We start from the raw sequence: 16,671 nt of genomic DNA on the forward strand, positions 1-16,671 counted from the left end.
TCCGGATGGAATAAAAAAAATTCCGGCTCGAATAAGACGCAAACACTGAAAAGTTATATATTTTTACAATAATTAGGTTGGTATAAATATTTTTTTACCAACTTAGTTAGTAGCAATTGAGAGCTATGGACTGTAAGGAAAATTATACTTGATCTCAATTTAAATACTTAGTATTCCTTAAGGGGTGTGTGTAAAAATGTTTACTAAACTACCGTATCCTGCTGTTTGCTGGTTAATATCTGTTGTTTATCTAACTTTAGCCAATCCAGCATATTCTGAACAACCGTTAGTCAAAAAAACTTTAGTGCGCTCAGGTGAAGTTTTCCAAGAAATTCAAACATTGAATCAGCTACAGCTTCCTAAAACTAATGCTTCATATTTGTGGAGAGTACCTAGACAAAATAAATTTCCCGAAGTTAGTCAAGCAACTACAGATGTGGTATTAGTTACGGATGTGAAGGTTAATTCTACTAATAAAGGAATAGAGTTAATTTTAGTCACAGCTAATTCTCTCAAATTACAAGTTTTCCCGAAAACTGAGGGTAATTCCTATATTGCAGATATCCCTAACGCCAAGTTGCAACTAAGAAGTGGGGATTTTAGACAATCAAAGCCAGTAGCTGGAATTGCATTAATTACAGTTGCAAATGTAAATGCGAACACATTGCGAGTAACCGTGACTGGGGAAGCTTTTGCGCCTGCGGTGGAGTTGTTTGATAGTACAAAAGAAGGTTTAGTTTTTGGGGTGACTCCTAGTGCTTCCACTGCTCAACAGCCAACAACAACGCCAGAACAGCAGCCAGGGTTGCAGACACAACCAACTCAACCATCAGCTAGTGGTAATGAACCGATTGAGTTAGTGGTGACGGGCGAACAGGATGGATACCGTGTACCAAATGCCTCTACTGCCACCAAAACCGATACACCCCTGCGTGACATTCCTGCCTCAATTCAAATAGTGCCCCGACAGGTGTTACAAGACCAAAAAGCAGTGCGGCTACAGGATGCAGTGCAAAACGTCAGCGGCGTGACACAAGCAGGCAACTATGGGGGTACAGGAGCTGCTCGCTATGTCATTCGTGGTTTTGAGCAGGATGGAAATTTTAGAAATGGATTCCGCGATAGCGACTTCTTCACATTATCAGAAATAGCAAACTTGGAACGGGTTGAAGTACTCAAGGGACCAGCTTCAGTCCTTTTCGGTCAAGCTGAACCGGGTGGGATTATCAACCTTGTCACAAAGCAACCGCTGAGTGAACCTTATTACGCCGCTGACTTCACCGCAGGAAGCTACAGTTTTTATCGTCCCACATTCGATATCTCTGGTCCACTGAATGCGGACAAAACTCTGTTATATCGCTTGAATGTTGCTTACCAAAACTCCGGGAGTTTTCGTGACTTTATTGACACCGAACGTATCTTCATCGCACCATCTCTAACCTGGAAAATCGACACTAAGACAACATTAAACCTTGATTTTGAGTATTTAAACAATAATACCCAATTTGATCGAGGCATCGTCGCTATTGGTAACAGACCTGCCCCAATTCCGATTAGTCGCTTCTTAGGGGTTCCAGGAGAAAATGATTCTAAAACCACAGCTTACAGAGCTGGCTATAGATTAGAACATCAGTTTAGTAAAAATTGGCAGCTTCGCAATGCCCTTTCCATTACTATAAACAAGGTAAATGATTTCCGGGCAGAGCCAGGGGACTTGATCGACGATCGGTTTTTGGATAGGAATTTTACAAATGGTAAATTTGAAACTGACAACTACAGTCTCCAAACAGAGGTCATAGGAAAGTTTGCAACCGGGTCAATTATCCACCAACCGCTTTTGGGAATAGAGCTAAACCGAAGCGAAGGTCCGCTGATTTTTAGCAGAGGTATTTTGTCACCTATCGATATTTTTAGTCCGGTGAATAACAGCGTTACCCCTACCAATCCTTTAACAACTTTTGTTAATAGACAAATTCGCACTGATAGATTAGGAATTTACCTGCAAGATCAGATTACCCTACTGGATAATTTGAAGCTGCTAGTCGGAGGGCGTTTCGATTTTACTGAGCAGAAAAATGACAATTTACTTGCCTCAACTAGCATCAGTCAATCTGACCAAGCCTTTAGCCCTCGGGTTGGTCTTGTCTACCAGCCGATACCGCCAATTTCTCTCTACGCTAGCTACAGCAGTTCTTTTGTTCCAGTCATCGGTAATGCAGCCGACGATTCTGTTTTTGAACCTGAGCGAGGTACACAATACGAGGTAGGTGTCAAAGCCGATTTGAGTGACAGACTGTCTGCAACCCTGGCTGCTTACCAGATTACAAAAACTAACGTCCTGACCACCGATCCCAATCCCAACAATCTTGATTCTTCCATTCAAGTCGGAGAGCAACGTAGTCGAGGCATTGAGTTCGATATCGCTGGCGAAATTCTGACTGGTTGGAAAATTATTGCCTCTTACGCTTATACTGATGCCCAAATCACCAAAGACAATCAATATGCAGTTGGGAATTTGTTGGAAAGCGTTGCTAAGAATACTGCCAGCCTATGGACAACCTATGAAATCCAACGGGGAAGTTTGCAAGGTTTGGGATTTGGATTGGGACTGTATTATGTGGGCGATAGACAGGGCGATTTGGATAACAGTTTTGTGTTGCCCAGCTACTTCCGCACGGATGCAGCACTTTATTACAAACGCAATAATTGGAAGGCTGCAATCAATATCAAGAATCTTTTTGATGAAAAATATTACGAAAGTAGCCAGGGAAGCGATACTATCTATCCCGGTGCGCCGTTAACGGTGTTGGGCACAATTTCGTGGGAGTTTTAGCATTAGTGTCAAGTTAAGAAAAATAGAGTCTTGTCAAGTGGGTAAAACTCAATGGTTAAACTCAACCCGGTTGGAATGTGATTGGCTTTTACGGTTATACAGATGCACGCGTTACCAAAGACAATGATATTCCAGTCGGGAATCGAGTAGAAAGAGTACCAGCTCATGTCGCTAGTTTGTGGACAACTTACACCTTTGGTACTGGCTCTCTCAAAGGTTTTGGAGGTGGAATTGGCTTTAACTACGTTGGAGATAATAAACCAGATAATTTCGATACATATACGATCCCAAGCTACTTTCTTACCGATGCAGCTCTGTACTATCGCAATGATAACTTTAGCATTGGACTCAACTTGAATAACATATTTAATGTTCGATATTATGAAGCAAGCTTTGACTATCTCCAAAGAATTATTCCTGGTCGTCCGTATACAGCAGAGTTGACAGTAAAGTGGGAATTTTAATGAGAACAACTCATTGGTTAGCCAAGTGTTTTATCATATCCCTGCCTTTTTTAGGGTTACTTGCTGTGGTAGTGTGGCTAAACGGTTGTTTCTTTTTTAATTACCCAAAAGTTAGCCATGACAAGAGTGTTTCTTCTTTAAGTCAGGTTCGAGTAGTTCAGCACTTAATGGGTAAGACAATAGTTCCGGCTCATCCTCAACGAGTTGTTGTGCTTAGTGGTCGTTGTTTAGAAAATGCTTTGGCGTTGGGGATCAAACCTATAGCTGCCTCAAAGTCATTTGTCTCACAATTGCAACGGTTAGTAGGCCCGCTATCAGGTATTGAAGATGTATATTGGCTGTCTCCTAGTATAGAAAAAATCTTATTTCTCAAACCAGACCTAATTCTTGGTATGCATTTTCATCAAGATATTTATCCACTGTTATCACACATTGCACCCACTGTTTTGGCTCCTCCTGGAACCAGTGGAGCTTGGAAAGAATCTTTTGCTTTCACAGCCAGTGTTCTGGGTAAAACTAAAATAGCCCAGCAGGTAATGGATAATTATTATGCACGTTTAAAACAGTTTAAAGCAAAAATGGGCGATCGCCTGAACACAACTTTAGTCTCGGTTGCCGAATTGCGTACTGATGCACTTTGGGTGTGGGCGAAGGCAAGTTTTTCAGGAGTTATTCTTAAAGATGCGGGTGTTGCACGTCCTTACTCTCAAACTTTGGATAGTCAAGCAACCCTAAGTCTAGGGGGTGGCCCTGCTGCCTATGCTTTATCAAACGAACTTTTGAGGGAGTTAGATGGGGATATTTTATTTTTAGTATCAGAAGACGTACTGGGCACAAGCGATTTACACCCAATGCTTGAGCAACTGAAAGCAGAACCGTTGTGGTCGAAGTTAAAAGTCGTCCAGCAGAAAAAAGTTCATGAGGTGGGGTTTTACTGGGTTCAGTTTGGCCCCCTTGCAGCCAATCGGATGATAGACGATTTGGAGCGATATTTAGTTAAACAGCAATAAACTATTTGAAAGTTTTTAAGAGGGATCATGTTGAACTTGAGTGCAATTAGTAATGCAACTATGCAGGAAATTCCTTATAAATGGATTGTATTTGAAAACTTGCTTGACACTTCAGTACAATCTGAACTTGCAAATAGTTTTCCTACTACAAACTATAAAGAATATCATGCTAGAGACTTTGAGCCAGATGGATACCCGGAATATACATATAATGACTACAGGTTTTTCGCACGCTGCATTCTGGATGAAAGTAAATACAAAGGTCTACAAGATATCAAGGATCTGAGTCTTAGTTGGCAAAAATTGATTGAACAACTTCTCACTCCTGATTATCGAGAGGCGATGGAGCATCTTACTAATTTGGATTTGAAAAACCATTCACTAACAATTTATTTAACACGACATGATTTAGGATTCTGGAACCGTCCTCATACAGATATCCCGCGTAAACATGTAACTCAACTTTTCTATCTCAATGAAGGATGGAACCCAGAGTGGGGAGGGCATTTCCGAGTTCTCAAAGATAATCAAACTACATCTGTAGTTAAAGAAGTTCCACCCTTGCCGCAATATTCAGTTGCTATTGTACGTTGCGATCGCTCTTGGCACATGGTTTCCCCTATTTCCTTGAATGCAACTCAACACCGTTTGCATCTAGCGACTACCTTTTGGCTACCAGAGTCTTAGGTTATTGTTTAGCAAATTATTAAGATTTCAAGAATCTTAGCAAATCAGAGCATTTTTATCTTACCAGAGACACAAAAGAGCGTTAAACAGTCAGGGATTAGCAGGTACCAAAGAGTCCTTTATTTTTGCAGTCTGCTACAACTTTTACCAAAATAGTTAGATAATCGTAGCGATCGCTCTATAAGCAGATCGCCACAACTTATCTACTCATTTCGAGCTATTCTGTAGCAATTATGACATCTGACGCTTTAATCACAGCGATCGCTTGTTTTCCCTCTTGAAGTTGGAGATGCTCTACCGACTCCTTGGTAATAATTGCAGTTACTTCTACGCCAGGCACAATTTCTAATGTGATCTCAGAGTTGACTGCTCCTTGGTGAATTTTCTTAATAGTTCCTTTTAAGGAATTACGAGCGCTAACTTCCATATTTTGATACTCCCTACGTTAAAAGATAATTTTAAACTGAGTAATACTAACAACTCTCAGATTATTAGATTATCTTCATTTAGCGGGATGCTATCTTCTGCCTTACAGAAGAACTTAGATATCAGACTGGTATTAGATCGCGAAAAAGTCGATAGTAAAATAGTCAAAGGGACAGTCAAAACTTGGCGCAGCATTCATTAAAAACTGTTTTTGGTGATGCGGCTACTTAGTTCTTTGGATGCGTTCTGATAATTTTTGGTGTATCGTAGATTTAGTAATTTGTCAAGCAGTTGAATCCTGACTAACTACGCTAGTTACTTTTTTGAGAATTTAATATAACATAACTTTTTTTTACAAGATTGGAATGCTCTCTATAAAACCCTGATTCTTGCATCTGGATGAAAATATCAAAGCTCAGTTTTAAACGAGCAAGAAGGCGTAATGTTTACAACCGAAAGCCACTTGGTCAAGTAGACCAAGTGGTGTGGGAACTCTCCGTTGTAGACATCTTTAATCAGACGGGTTTTCAGAAATATTTTGGTTTCAAAGGAGAAGCAGGAGCAGATAATATGAGGATATTTGTCACATTACTAACGTAACGACCTCCAGCTTTGTCACCTGGAACTACTAAACGAGCAAATCCTTCATCTATTAAAGGTACGACTTTACCATCACTACCCTTTTTTGCAAATGCAACTAGCACTGTTTTCCCTTCAAAGTTAGGTTGAATTTCACCAATAGCTACGACTGCACCATAGCAATCTGTGGCGTCAACTAGAACATATTGCCTCAGAAAAGAGTTTTTACTATTCACCCCAGAATTTCCGGGTTTTAAACCACCTCCGGCTTTCGGATTATTAATCAATTCCCATAGGGGGACTCCATAGTATGTTTCTGTTCGTGGCCCTGAGCCGGTTTGAAAGCTCACAGTGATTTCAGTAATTAATGGTGGATTTTGGGTTTTTAAAGCATCTCGCAAATTTTGCAGTTTTTGCAAGTTATAAATGGCTGGATTCTTGAGTTCTCCACCCAAGCGAAAACTTTGTGAAGAACCTCCAGGACACTTATTTTGATTCCAGAGAGATGATATTTTTTCTTCTTTATTCCAGGGAAGATTGCTCCTGGAGTCAGCTAAAGTAGGCTGCCATAAAACCAGGCTCGATAGTATTAAAGACGCAATGGGTATCTGGCGGGTAAAACGCATAAAAGATTTCTCCGTTTACTATTGAATATTGAAAAAATTAGATAGTTTTGCTCAAAGATGTTTGCTCACCAAAAATTAGTATTTTTATCGCCACAACTGAGCAATTTGACGATAATTTTTGCTAGAAAAAAAATAAACCCTTCAAATCATTCAACTCTCAACTCCTTACCAGACAATACAAAATTGCTAGTTTTCAATATGAGTTATTAAAAACTAATGAATCAAAAGCCAAAGTTATCCGCAAACCTCCCCTGAGATTTACGTTTTTCAAAATCGATAAGTACATCTGTGTAATGTACTGAAGATAATACCAACTTTTTAAGTGAATTACCAGATTATTTGGTAATCAAACGCTAACAAAATTAATTTTTATTTCTTTTTAAAATAGTTCAGCTTAATATTGTATATAAACTTGCTGTCATTATTTGCCTTATAAATAGGTAACTATCAAGCTAATAAAGTGTTTAAAAGTGAGACTCACCTGTAAATTGGAAAATTGCCTGATTTGTGGAAAAGGGTTGTAGTTGTGCTGATACTATAGTTGCAGCAAAACTATCCAGCTACTAGACTCGTAGTGTATGCAACCAATAGACCAAAGAAATGGTAACCGTTCACAGGTGCGATGAAGAGAGCGATATAGCCGTCTATCGCTCTATTTCATCAACTACTTAAGAGCTTCGTAAAACACCTGCCCTATTTCCGTTCTAAGTCTTGCGTAAACACTATTCTTTCTAATTCAGCTCCTGCGTTTTAACAACTGCAATCTTAAGTATCAAACTAAATTAAAAATGCCTACTGTGCCATCGTCATTTTGACTGCAATATCGCAGGGTTTACCAAAGTACGGTGAACTTGTCACTAAAATATCTACACTAGTGCTAGCATAATCCTTTATATTTTCAGAGGTAATACCACCAGCTGCTGCTAGTTTTAAGTTTGGATACTGCTGCTTTAACTTCAAAACTAGAGGCTCAAGGTCTGGTAGGGGAATTTTATCAAACTGAATTAAATCTACACCTGCTTGAGCAGCCATCCAAGCATCTTCTGGTGTATCTACTTCAACGCAAATATGTTGTTCTGGAAACTGTCGTCGCAGTTCATTCATGCGCTCAATTAGCCCAACTATACCTCCCAGGAATATCAGGTGTTGGTTAAAGATCAGAACTGTTTCAGATAATCCTAAGCGATGAAAAAAACCCCCGCCAGCTAGAACTGCTTTGATAGAAAGCGCTCTAGTCCCTGGAAAACATTTACGAGTAGTCACAATAGAAACTGACTGATTTACTAATAAAGCAGTATCTACTAATACTCTTGTACGTGAAGCAATGCCAGAGGCGTATTCCATCAAATTTAAAGCAACTCTCCAGCCACTGTGCAAAGCTTGAGCAGTGCCACTAGCTTGAAGAATTAATTCCTTTTCCTGACAGACTGTACCACTTTCGACTTGATAATGAACTTCGGCACCACAATATTTTAATACTCTGGCTGCTTCTTCAGTAGCGCAAATGGTCATCGGATCGCGGGTAGAAAACTCGATTTCACCAGGTTGCTTGCCAATGCCAAGCCCGTAAGTTGTCAAATCTAGGTAGGGAACATCTTCCTGAATTAACCTAGCGATCGCCTCATCTGAGAAGAAAACACTCATTTTAGTTTTATGATCAGCTGACAAATAAATAGCTCAATCAAGATTCCCACTCAACCTAATCTCATTCAGTTGTAGGAATTGTAATAATTACTACTATTATCCCAAATAGTTGGTAACAAAATAACTTTGTTAATAAAGAATATATACCTCAGTCGCTAGAATTAGTTAAATGCTGAAATTGGAACCTATTGACTTATAATATCAAGCTTGAATTTAGCAATCATACAGATAGTGTAAATTACAAACATAATCCAAAGAAGATTGAGAATGCTAAATTTAGATGCCATTTATCATACAACAATGCAATCAGTTCCATACCGTTATGCTGTGATAGAGAATTTGTCGCCCAAAGCAGCTAGCTTGGAACTTGCTGCCAGCTTTCCCCAGGAACAGTTTCGCTTATCAATAGGGGAAGGATATGGATACCTTTGGAGTGAGATGCTTGCTAGTAATGAAGATATTGCTTTGATATACAAGTTTTGCGATCACGCCAGCCCTGAGTTGTCAGATCGTTGGCGCGATCGCATTACACAAGGAAGATTATCTTCTAATCTTGGTAATCTCAGCAGTATTTGGCGACAAGTGATAGAAGAATTGTGGACACCTGCTTACCGCCAAGCCTTAACACAAATGTCTGGGGTGGAATTGAAAGACTGTGCAATGGTGATTGGGTTTCGTCGATATAATTTAGGTCACTGTCATCGCCCTCATACTGATGAACCATCGAAAGCTTTGACTCATTTACTATTTTTCAATGAACAATGGCCTATGGATTGGGGTGGTTGTTTGCGAATTCTCTTGGACGAAAAACCAGAATCTGTCTTCCAAGATATTGCACCACTGAACCAGTTTTCGGCTGTGATTGTGCGTTCAGATAATTCCTGGCACATGGTAACTCCAGTAGTATCGACTGCACTACAGTGCCGATTGGCTCTCAGGATTACTTTTTTTCACAATCTTGATGCAGGTGCTTAGTCGATAGTAAAAATCCAATTTCTACACAAAAGGCAATCGCCTCTATTTTCTGGAAATAAGTAGTTAACTGACAATACAAAAGGCAGTTAGCTTTCTTACAGAGTATTCTGATTATATGAGTGCAACTATAGCAATCATAACTACTTTGTAAGCACATCCCCGACTTATTCACAAGTTAGGGATGTGCTTACAAATGATTTAGAAATACTATATTTTTAAACCTACTTTTTGCTTATACAGTAGTAAAGTTATACTACTTGTGACTAACATAGCAAATATTGAATCTGATTCAGGAATTGGCGTAATTAGACCCGAACCACTTATTATGTTGCTAAACTGGCCAAAATCATTCACTTGACGACCGGTAGTAACTAAAAAATATTTCTGTCTTCTAAGGAGTTCTCGGTTGAAAGTAACAGTACTACCATTAGTAGTGGTACTTGCTATAATAACATTGCTTATTTGCTCAGTAGGATTGAAACTGTCCTGATATAAAGCTAAGAAAATATCCCATTTTTTATTTGCAGGTAGCGTAGGTTCAGATTCACCATTTATAGTATATAAACCTGATTTATCCACTGTAAAATCGAATACAGTGTAAGATACACTCATTCCCAAATTGCCATCTTTTTCACCACTAATAAGAGTGGGAGGATTCCCTGGTGCTACACGCCGCCAAATCAGTTCATTTGTTGTATCTCCCTGATAAGTAAAGGTAGCAGCTTTGGAGGGTTGAGCGTTAAAAACAGTGGCTAATGCTAACCCCAGAATAACCATTAATGGTTTTTGAAAAAACTTTGTTTTTAACATAAATTATCTCTTTATATTTACTAACAGTTTGTTTCAAATTTAACCAGATTATTTGATTTTCTAATTGTGGCATTCATCGCCTACTTTAACTTTTTGCTGTTTGGCAGCAATCAACCTTCTCTGCAAAGCAAAAGCTACACTCACAGCAAGTAAAATTTCACCAACCCCCTGAGGTTCGGGAACTGACTTCGGACTATTAAATCCATACTTTGCTAGTATTTTTTGTCCAGTTGGTGAAAGGATATAATCAGCTAGTTTTGAACCTCCAGGATTCGCATCCTTAAGTACTGTTAAACCATAGTCAGCTTGGGTTTTTAAGTTATCTGGCAATTCCACTATCTGTAAATTTGGTGAAATTTGTTGAGCAGATAAAGCACTGGTGTAATAGACTAAATAGATGTCTGCTTTGTTGATATCTTGCAGATAGTAGACTATACTGCCCCCCGGACTATTCCTCTCTGGCGGCAATGTTCCTGATAATATTACGGCTTTACCATTCAGTTGGGCAAAACTGCCTGGATTAATTTGTTCAGCTTTGCGAAATACTTCCACCCCGTAATCTCCCAAGGGATCGCTTACAGGTTTGGAAATACCCAATTTAACGTCGGTATTGAGAAACTTATCAAGCAGATTCTCTGTGGTGAGTGACACTTCAGGTGTAGCGATCGCATAGATAGGATTTCTGGCAAACGTTTTGACTTCCCCACTTAAGTTATTTTGATTTAGTGTAAGGGCATTACCTAAATCTGCACTGGCAAAGACATCTGCCTTTTCTCCTGTTAACAGCCTATCTTTCAATGAACCAGAAGAAGCAAATTCTGTTTTGACAGAAATCCCATATTCTTGAGTAAAAGCATTAGCAACTTCCGAAAGCCCACCCCTCAAGCTACCAGCAGCATATAAAGTCACCTCAGGAGGTGCAGCCAGTGTGGCTGCTAAAGTCTGTTTTGTAAAGGTAAGATTGACAACTAATGCAGTCACCGAAGCGGCAAGCAAATACTTTTTCATCATTTTTTAATCGCTCATAGTAAGGAAAAAATTACTTTCTGGTTTTTGGTAAGCTAAAACAGATATTTATTGCATAGTGAAGGAGTGAGGTTTATTGACTGCTGACAGTTGACAGTCAAGAGTTAACACTCAACAGCCAACACGACCATATATGATTTAAAAAATATGGAACAGCTTAACTAATGCTTAAACAGTCCTCGATCTGAGCGTTTAAACTTTATGAATTATTCAACGGTATTTATGGCGTATGTTTTTATACAAGTTTGTGTTTTCGATTGAAGTTATTGTACCAACTTAGTTGGATAAAATCAATTCAACTACGTAATTAAACGCTGACTTTATCAAAACTTTAAGTAAAAAGTTTTGATCTTGATGAGATTATGCATATAGAAATTCCGCAAAGGCTTCCAGCATGCCTTCTTGAGCAGCTTTTCACCACCGAAGACAACATGCTGTTCCTTCATGTCTGATGACCAAACATATTACAATTTAGATAAGCCGAGAGAATCAGCTTTGGCGTTAGCAGACGAAGAGGAACTGACTTTGGGTGACATTTTTGAGTATCCATTAGACTTACAAAAGTATCAACTCATTTGTCTTTCTGCTTGCGAAACTGGGATTACTAGCCAGGAATCCAGCAAAGAGAGGATAATCGATGAATATGTTGGTTTAGTAAGTGGGTTTCTTGCTAAGGGAGCAAACCACGTTGTTAGTACTTTAAGGATAATTTAATAGATCCGAATAAGTTTAAAAGTTTACGAAAGAAAAAATTGGAAGACCTAAAAACTGAATTAGAAAATAACATTGATAATGTATTTGATTACATCAAAAAAATAAAGTACCTGAAAACTCAACAGTACATAGTAGAAATTTATGAGCGTAACTACGAAAAACTATGTAAACAAAGTTTTCCAGAATCTAAATTTTTAGAAGAATTCAGCAAGATAGTCAAAACTGTTAATCTATACAGGGATAGTAGTTCGTTGTTGTTTAGCCATCTTTTATAACTGATTCCAATTGTTGAGACAGCGAATGTGTGTCTCTGAATGTTGATGCAGGCAAGTACACTGTAAATTGAGTACCTCTGCCTACTTGACTGAAAACACTGACAAAACCACCGTGATTCTTAATAATACCCAAGGCTGTAGAAAGTCCTAAACCAGTGCCTTGCCCGACATCTTTGGTAGTGAAGAATGGTTCAAAAATCCTTTGCTGGACTTCTGACGACATCCCCATACCAGTATCCGTCACCACGATCGCAATATAAGAACCCACTTTTGCATCAATATTTATCTGAGCAGAATGTTCGCCAATCACCAGATTTTCCGCCGCAATCCTAAGAATACCGCCATTGGGCATAGCATCACGAGCGTTGATTACCAAGTTTATCAATACCTGATGTAGTTGAGTTATGTCTCCACGAACGTACCAGAGATTTTTAGGGATATCTATCTGGCAAGTGATGGATTTAGGGAATGTTTGAGCGAGAATTTGCTCAATTTCTGCCATCAAAGGCTGAATTTGCACAATTGTCCGTTTGCTTTCAATACCCCGTGCAAAAGATAACACTTGTTTAAGCAAATTAGCGCCGCGTTTGACATTATTTTCTAAAGTTTGCAGTATTTGCTGACTCTGCGAATCGGGCAATTTCTTCTGCAACAGTTGAACTGACATTAAAATTGGCGATAGTATGTTGTTGAGGTCGTGAGCGATACCGCCAGCTAGAGTGCCAATACTCTCCAAACGTTGCGATCGCAGAAGTTGAGCTTCTAGTTGTTTCTGCTGCGTAATCTCAGTGTTCACACTCAAAATGGATTTAGGTTGTCCATTATCTTCTCGGATCAGTGTCCACCGACTTTCAACGATAATTACTTTGCCTTCCCTTGTCAGTTGATGCAACTCACCCCGCCACTCACCTGTATTTATCACCCTCAAGTAAGCATCTTCTAACTGTGGTGAAATCTCTTTATACAAAAGTTGTAAAACATTCTTACCCACAACTTCTTCAGCCTTCCAGCCGTATAGACGTTCAGCACCTTTATTCCAAAATAAGATTTGGTTGTGGATATTTCGCACCAGAATCGCATCAGTTGATACATCCAGCAGCGCTGCTTGTTCACGAATTTTCTGTTCTGCTTGTTTTTGCTGGGTTATATCTCGCGTCAGTGCCAAATGGATGAACGTGTCATCAGATTCGTTATATAGTGGTACGACATGAGTTTCTATGTAGCGGCGAGTGCCTTTAAATCCCACGATTTCAAACTCCAAAGTCCCCTTATTACCTTGACAGACATTTTTATGCAAGTCGGTAAAGGCGGCTTTATACTCTGCCACAATTACGGCATCAACTGGTTTACCAATCAAGATATTAGCACTTTCCACTTCCATCATTGCCAGCCCTTCTGCATTAATTTCTAAAAGAGTGCCATCTCTGGCAATTAGCTGGATACATTCTGGTTCTGCATCTATCATCGCTCGTAAACGATTTTCGCTTTGGCGTAGGGCCAGTTCTGTCTGCTGAAGTTGCCTGAGATAACGCCACAACAAATCATATAGCAACGCCACCAGCACCAAATCTACAATCGCAGCGATAAAAAATATCACTATCGCCTTTTGGGAATTTGCTTGTGACTGCTGCATTCCCTGCTGTAATAAATTTTTCTCTGCCTTCAAAGAGTCGTTAATCAGTTGGTGAATTTCTTTGCCAATTTGCTTGTCATTATCAGATAATATTAGCTGCCGAACTGCTTCTAATCCTTGGTTTTTTCTGAGGTAAACTTCTTGTTGCAGAATGTTGAGCCTGTTGGTAATTTTCGGTTCTAGCAAAGCAATCCACTGCTGTTTTTGATGGTTCTTGGCAGTTAAATTTTTAAGAATCTGAATATTGCTATTAGTTTGTTGATAAGCTGCAAGATAAGTTTGTAAATCATCTGCATCTGCTGTAATTAAATAACTACGTTGTGCAGTTTCAGTATCTTTGAGTATAGATTGGATACTTTCAATTTGGGTAATAACTTTATAGGAGTCTGTTAGCCATTGCTGGTTGTGAATCAGCTTCACAGTATTGCTATATGAGACTACAGCATTAGTAAATACAACTGCCAATGCTAGGACAAATATTGCTTTCAGCTTTTGGACTCGATACCATTTTTTGCTCATGCGATCGCCCCTTCTGCCGCAGATTACCTCCATCAGTTAAGATTAAAAATTAAAAACAAATACTGAGAATATTTTAAAGTTTTTGAGATCACGGGTAACAAAATACAATCTGTTATAGTTGTAAATATCTGGATTTATCGGGATGATAATTTATACATAATAATTACAAACAAATCCGCTATTTTTTAATATAAATTTATTTTTAATAGTAGTATAGTTAATGCAGTTTGGTTCAGAGAATTTGCCTATGCATAGCATTTGTAGTTGCAATGCAACGTCTCCTGTTTGAAATTGTAATTAACCCCACATTATCCGTAAATCCAAAACAAAACCAGGTAATATATCTTCTCCAGACAAGCTAGTGGGAGACTCTAATACTTCTTTTGGTTGTCCTTGTCTATAAATTTCGACGCGATGTGTTTTTCGATCAATTAACCAACCAAGTCGCACTTTTGCATCCATATATTCGCCCATCTTGGCTTGTGTCTCGCTCAAGCTATCAGATGGAGACATTAGCTCTAAAACAAAATCAGGAGCTATGGGAGGAAATTTCTCGCGCTGTTCGCTACTGAGTGCATTCCATCTTTCTAACTGTATCCAGGATACATCGGGGGAACGGTCTGGGCCGTTGGGAAGTTTAAAGCAAGTGGAAGAGTCAAATACTTCTCCAAGTTGGGTTTGTTCGTTCCACAAGACAAATCGGGTAGTAAGTTTGGCATTGCATTTTCCAGTTTCTCCCCCTGTTGGTGGCATTACAATTAATTCTCCTTTGGCGTTGCGCTCGAATTTGACATCAGGATTATCCCGACACAGTTGGTAAAATTGGTCATTGGTAAGTTTGATAACGTTATTAAAGTTGATGGTAATTGCTGTCATAGCAGGGTGACATGATAGATCCACAATGGAATTTGCTGTAGGGGGCACGTCTGTACGCTCTTACTACAATTAGCTTGACACGATTCAAGCAATATGTTAATAATTATAGTTTGTGGAAACTTTACTTCTTAATATAAGCTCTTGGCTAACGTCATTGTCATAGGTGCCCAATGGGGCGATGAAGGAAAAGGTAAAATAACTGACTTACTCAGCCGTTCTGCAGATGTTGTGGTGCGTTACCAAGGGGGTGTCAATGCTGGACACACGATTGTAGTTAAAGGTCAGACCTTTAAACTGCACTTGATACCCTCTGGGATTTTGTATCCAAATACCGATTGCATTATCGGCTGTGGAACAGTCATCGATCCACAGATTTTGATCGCAGAACTCGACCAACTAAAAGAGTTAAATATTTCCACTGACCACCTGCTGATATCTGAGACAGCCCACGTAACGATGCCTTATCATCGATTGATTGACCAGGCATCTGAAGAACGACGGGGAAGCTATAAGATCGGCACAACAGGTCGGGGCATTGGGCCGACTTATGCTGATAAATCTGAACGTACAGGCATTCGGGTTTTAGATTTGATGAACCCAGATGGGCTGCGTGAGCAGCTGGGGTGGACGATTAATTATAAAAACGTCATTTTAGAAAAGCTTTACAACTTGCCACCTCTAGATGCACAAGAGGTGATTGAGCAGTATTTGGGGTACGCAGAACGCTTGCGGCCTTACGTTGTTGATACATCGTTGAAAATATCCGATGCAATTCAGCGACGGCGCAATATTTTGTTTGAAGGCGCACAAGGTACGCTCCTAGACTTAGATCATGGAACTTATCCTTATGTCACCTCCTCTAACCCGGTGGCGGGTGGGGCTTGCGTTGGAACTGGGGTAGGGCCGACAATGATTGACCGGGTAATTGGGGTGTCAAAAGCCTATACAACCCGTGTAGGAGAGGGGCCATTTCCCACTGAATTGGATGGCGAGTTGGGAGAATTGTTGTGTGATCGCGGTGCCGAATTTGGCACAACCACTGGACGCAAACGGCGCTGTGGCTGGTTTGATGCCGTCATCGGTCGTTATGCCGTGCGGATTAACGGCATGGATTGTATGGCGCTCACCAAACTGGATGTTCTCGATGAATTAGAGTCAATCCAAGTTTGTGTCGCATACAACATAGATGGCCAACGCAGCGAACACTTCCCCACAAGTTCTCGTCAATTTGCTAGATGTCGCCCCATCTACAAAACCTTACCAGGGTGGAAAGTGTCAACAACCCACTGCCGCACCCTAGAAGACTTGCCACAAGCAGCATTGGATTATCTCAAATTCTTAGCCGAATTGATGGAAGTTCCGATTGCGATCGTCTCACTAGGAGCCAGCCGCGATCAAACCATAATCGTAGAAGACCCTATCCACGGGCCCAAACGCGCTTTATTGCACCCCGACGGCACACCTGCTACCCTACTTAGTGCTTAGTTAAGAGTGAGGAGTTAAGAGTGAGTAATTCAATCAAAATTCTTAACTCCTAACTCCTAACTCCTAACTTCTAACTCTAATTAACAACT

The 16,671-nt window shown here is 39.8% G+C and carries 14 protein-coding genes; 7 read left to right on the forward strand and 7 right to left on the reverse strand.

What is annotated here, in order from left to right; genetic code table 11:
• Positions 1–196: 196 nt before the first annotated feature.
• The 4 genes from V7K60_RS08230 (at position 197) to V7K60_RS08245 (ending at position 4,994) form a co-directional block, all read left to right on the forward strand.
• Entirely contained in the window at positions 197–2,833 is a 2,637-nt protein-coding gene (locus tag V7K60_RS08230; protein WP_334924494.1) for a TonB-dependent receptor, read from the forward strand.
• Positions 2,834–2,910: 77 nt separating this feature from the next.
• On the forward strand, positions 2,911–3,297 hold the full coding sequence (locus V7K60_RS08235) for a TonB-dependent receptor domain-containing protein (RefSeq protein ID WP_334924496.1): 387 nt from the start codon (positions 2,911–2,913) through the stop codon (positions 3,295–3,297).
• The gene (locus V7K60_RS08240; protein WP_334924497.1) at positions 3,297–4,307 is read left to right on the forward strand and encodes an iron-siderophore ABC transporter substrate-binding protein; all 1,011 of its coding nucleotides are present in this window, start codon (positions 3,297–3,299) and stop codon (positions 4,305–4,307) included. The genes V7K60_RS08235 and V7K60_RS08240 overlap by 1 nt, the downstream gene beginning before the upstream one ends.
• Positions 4,308–4,334: 27 nt before the next feature.
• Positions 4,335–4,994 carry a 2OG-Fe(II) oxygenase gene (locus V7K60_RS08245; RefSeq protein ID WP_334924499.1) on the forward strand — a complete coding sequence of 220 codons (660 nt, stop codon included), beginning with the start codon at positions 4,335–4,337 and terminating at the stop codon, positions 4,992–4,994.
• Positions 4,995–5,211: 217 nt separating this feature from the next.
• On the opposite strand, the gene V7K60_RS08250 is transcribed toward V7K60_RS08245, so the two are convergent.
• The 3 genes from V7K60_RS08250 to modD form a co-directional block, all read right to left on the reverse strand.
• Positions 5,212–5,421, reverse strand: coding sequence for a TOBE domain-containing protein (locus tag V7K60_RS08250; protein WP_334924501.1), 210 nt, complete (start codon positions 5,419–5,421; stop codon positions 5,212–5,214).
• A gap of 526 nt (positions 5,422–5,947) precedes the next feature.
• A complete protein-coding gene (locus tag V7K60_RS08255; protein WP_334924502.1) occupies positions 5,948–6,625 on the reverse strand; it encodes a hypothetical protein in 678 nt (225 codons plus the stop codon).
• A 792-nt stretch (positions 6,626–7,417) separates the two neighbouring features.
• Positions 7,418–8,269 (reverse strand): ModD protein, encoded by an 852-nt coding sequence (gene modD / locus V7K60_RS08260; RefSeq protein WP_334924504.1) that lies wholly within the window; start codon positions 8,267–8,269, stop codon positions 7,418–7,420.
• A gap of 300 nt (positions 8,270–8,569) precedes the next feature.
• Between modD and V7K60_RS08265 the strand changes: the two genes are divergently transcribed.
• Positions 8,570–9,244, forward strand: coding sequence for a 2OG-Fe(II) oxygenase family protein (locus V7K60_RS08265; RefSeq protein ID WP_334924506.1), 675 nt, complete (start codon positions 8,570–8,572; stop codon positions 9,242–9,244).
• A 207-nt stretch (positions 9,245–9,451) separates the two neighbouring features.
• On the opposite strand, the gene V7K60_RS08270 is transcribed toward V7K60_RS08265, so the two are convergent.
• Both V7K60_RS08270 and V7K60_RS08275 read right to left on the reverse strand, forming a co-directional pair.
• Positions 9,452–10,054, reverse strand: coding sequence for a PEP-CTERM sorting domain-containing protein (locus V7K60_RS08270; RefSeq protein ID WP_334924508.1), 603 nt, complete (start codon positions 10,052–10,054; stop codon positions 9,452–9,454).
• A gap of 60 nt (positions 10,055–10,114) precedes the next feature.
• Positions 10,115–11,065, reverse strand: coding sequence for an extracellular solute-binding protein (locus V7K60_RS08275; RefSeq protein ID WP_334924510.1), 951 nt, complete (start codon positions 11,063–11,065; stop codon positions 10,115–10,117).
• A 459-nt stretch (positions 11,066–11,524) separates the two neighbouring features.
• Here V7K60_RS08275 and V7K60_RS08280 point away from each other — a divergent pair, with 459 nt between their 5' ends.
• A complete protein-coding gene (locus tag V7K60_RS08280; protein ID WP_334924512.1) occupies positions 11,525–11,794 on the forward strand; it encodes a CHAT domain-containing protein in 270 nt (89 codons plus the stop codon).
• Between the two features lie 258 nt (positions 11,795–12,052).
• Here V7K60_RS08280 and V7K60_RS08285 read toward each other — a convergent pair whose 3' ends face one another.
• On the reverse strand, positions 12,053–14,254 hold the full coding sequence (locus tag V7K60_RS08285; RefSeq protein ID WP_334924514.1) for a PAS domain S-box protein: 2,202 nt from the start codon (positions 14,252–14,254) through the stop codon (positions 12,053–12,055).
• A gap of 264 nt (positions 14,255–14,518) precedes the next feature.
• Complete coding sequence (locus V7K60_RS08290; protein ID WP_334924516.1) at positions 14,519–15,097, reverse strand: Uma2 family endonuclease; 579 nt, start codon at positions 15,095–15,097, stop codon at positions 14,519–14,521.
• Positions 15,098–15,238: 141 nt separating this feature from the next.
• On the opposite strand from V7K60_RS08290, the gene V7K60_RS08295 reads away from it, so the two are divergent.
• Positions 15,239–16,582: an adenylosuccinate synthase gene (locus tag V7K60_RS08295; RefSeq protein ID WP_334924517.1), complete on the forward strand. Its 1,344-nt coding sequence runs from the start codon at positions 15,239–15,241 to the stop codon at positions 16,580–16,582.
• Positions 16,583–16,671 lie beyond the last annotated feature (89 nt).

The sequence above is a fragment of the Nostoc sp. genome, from assembly GCF_036917555.1.
Classification (GTDB): Bacteria; Cyanobacteriota; Cyanobacteriia; order Cyanobacteriales; family Nostocaceae; genus Nostoc.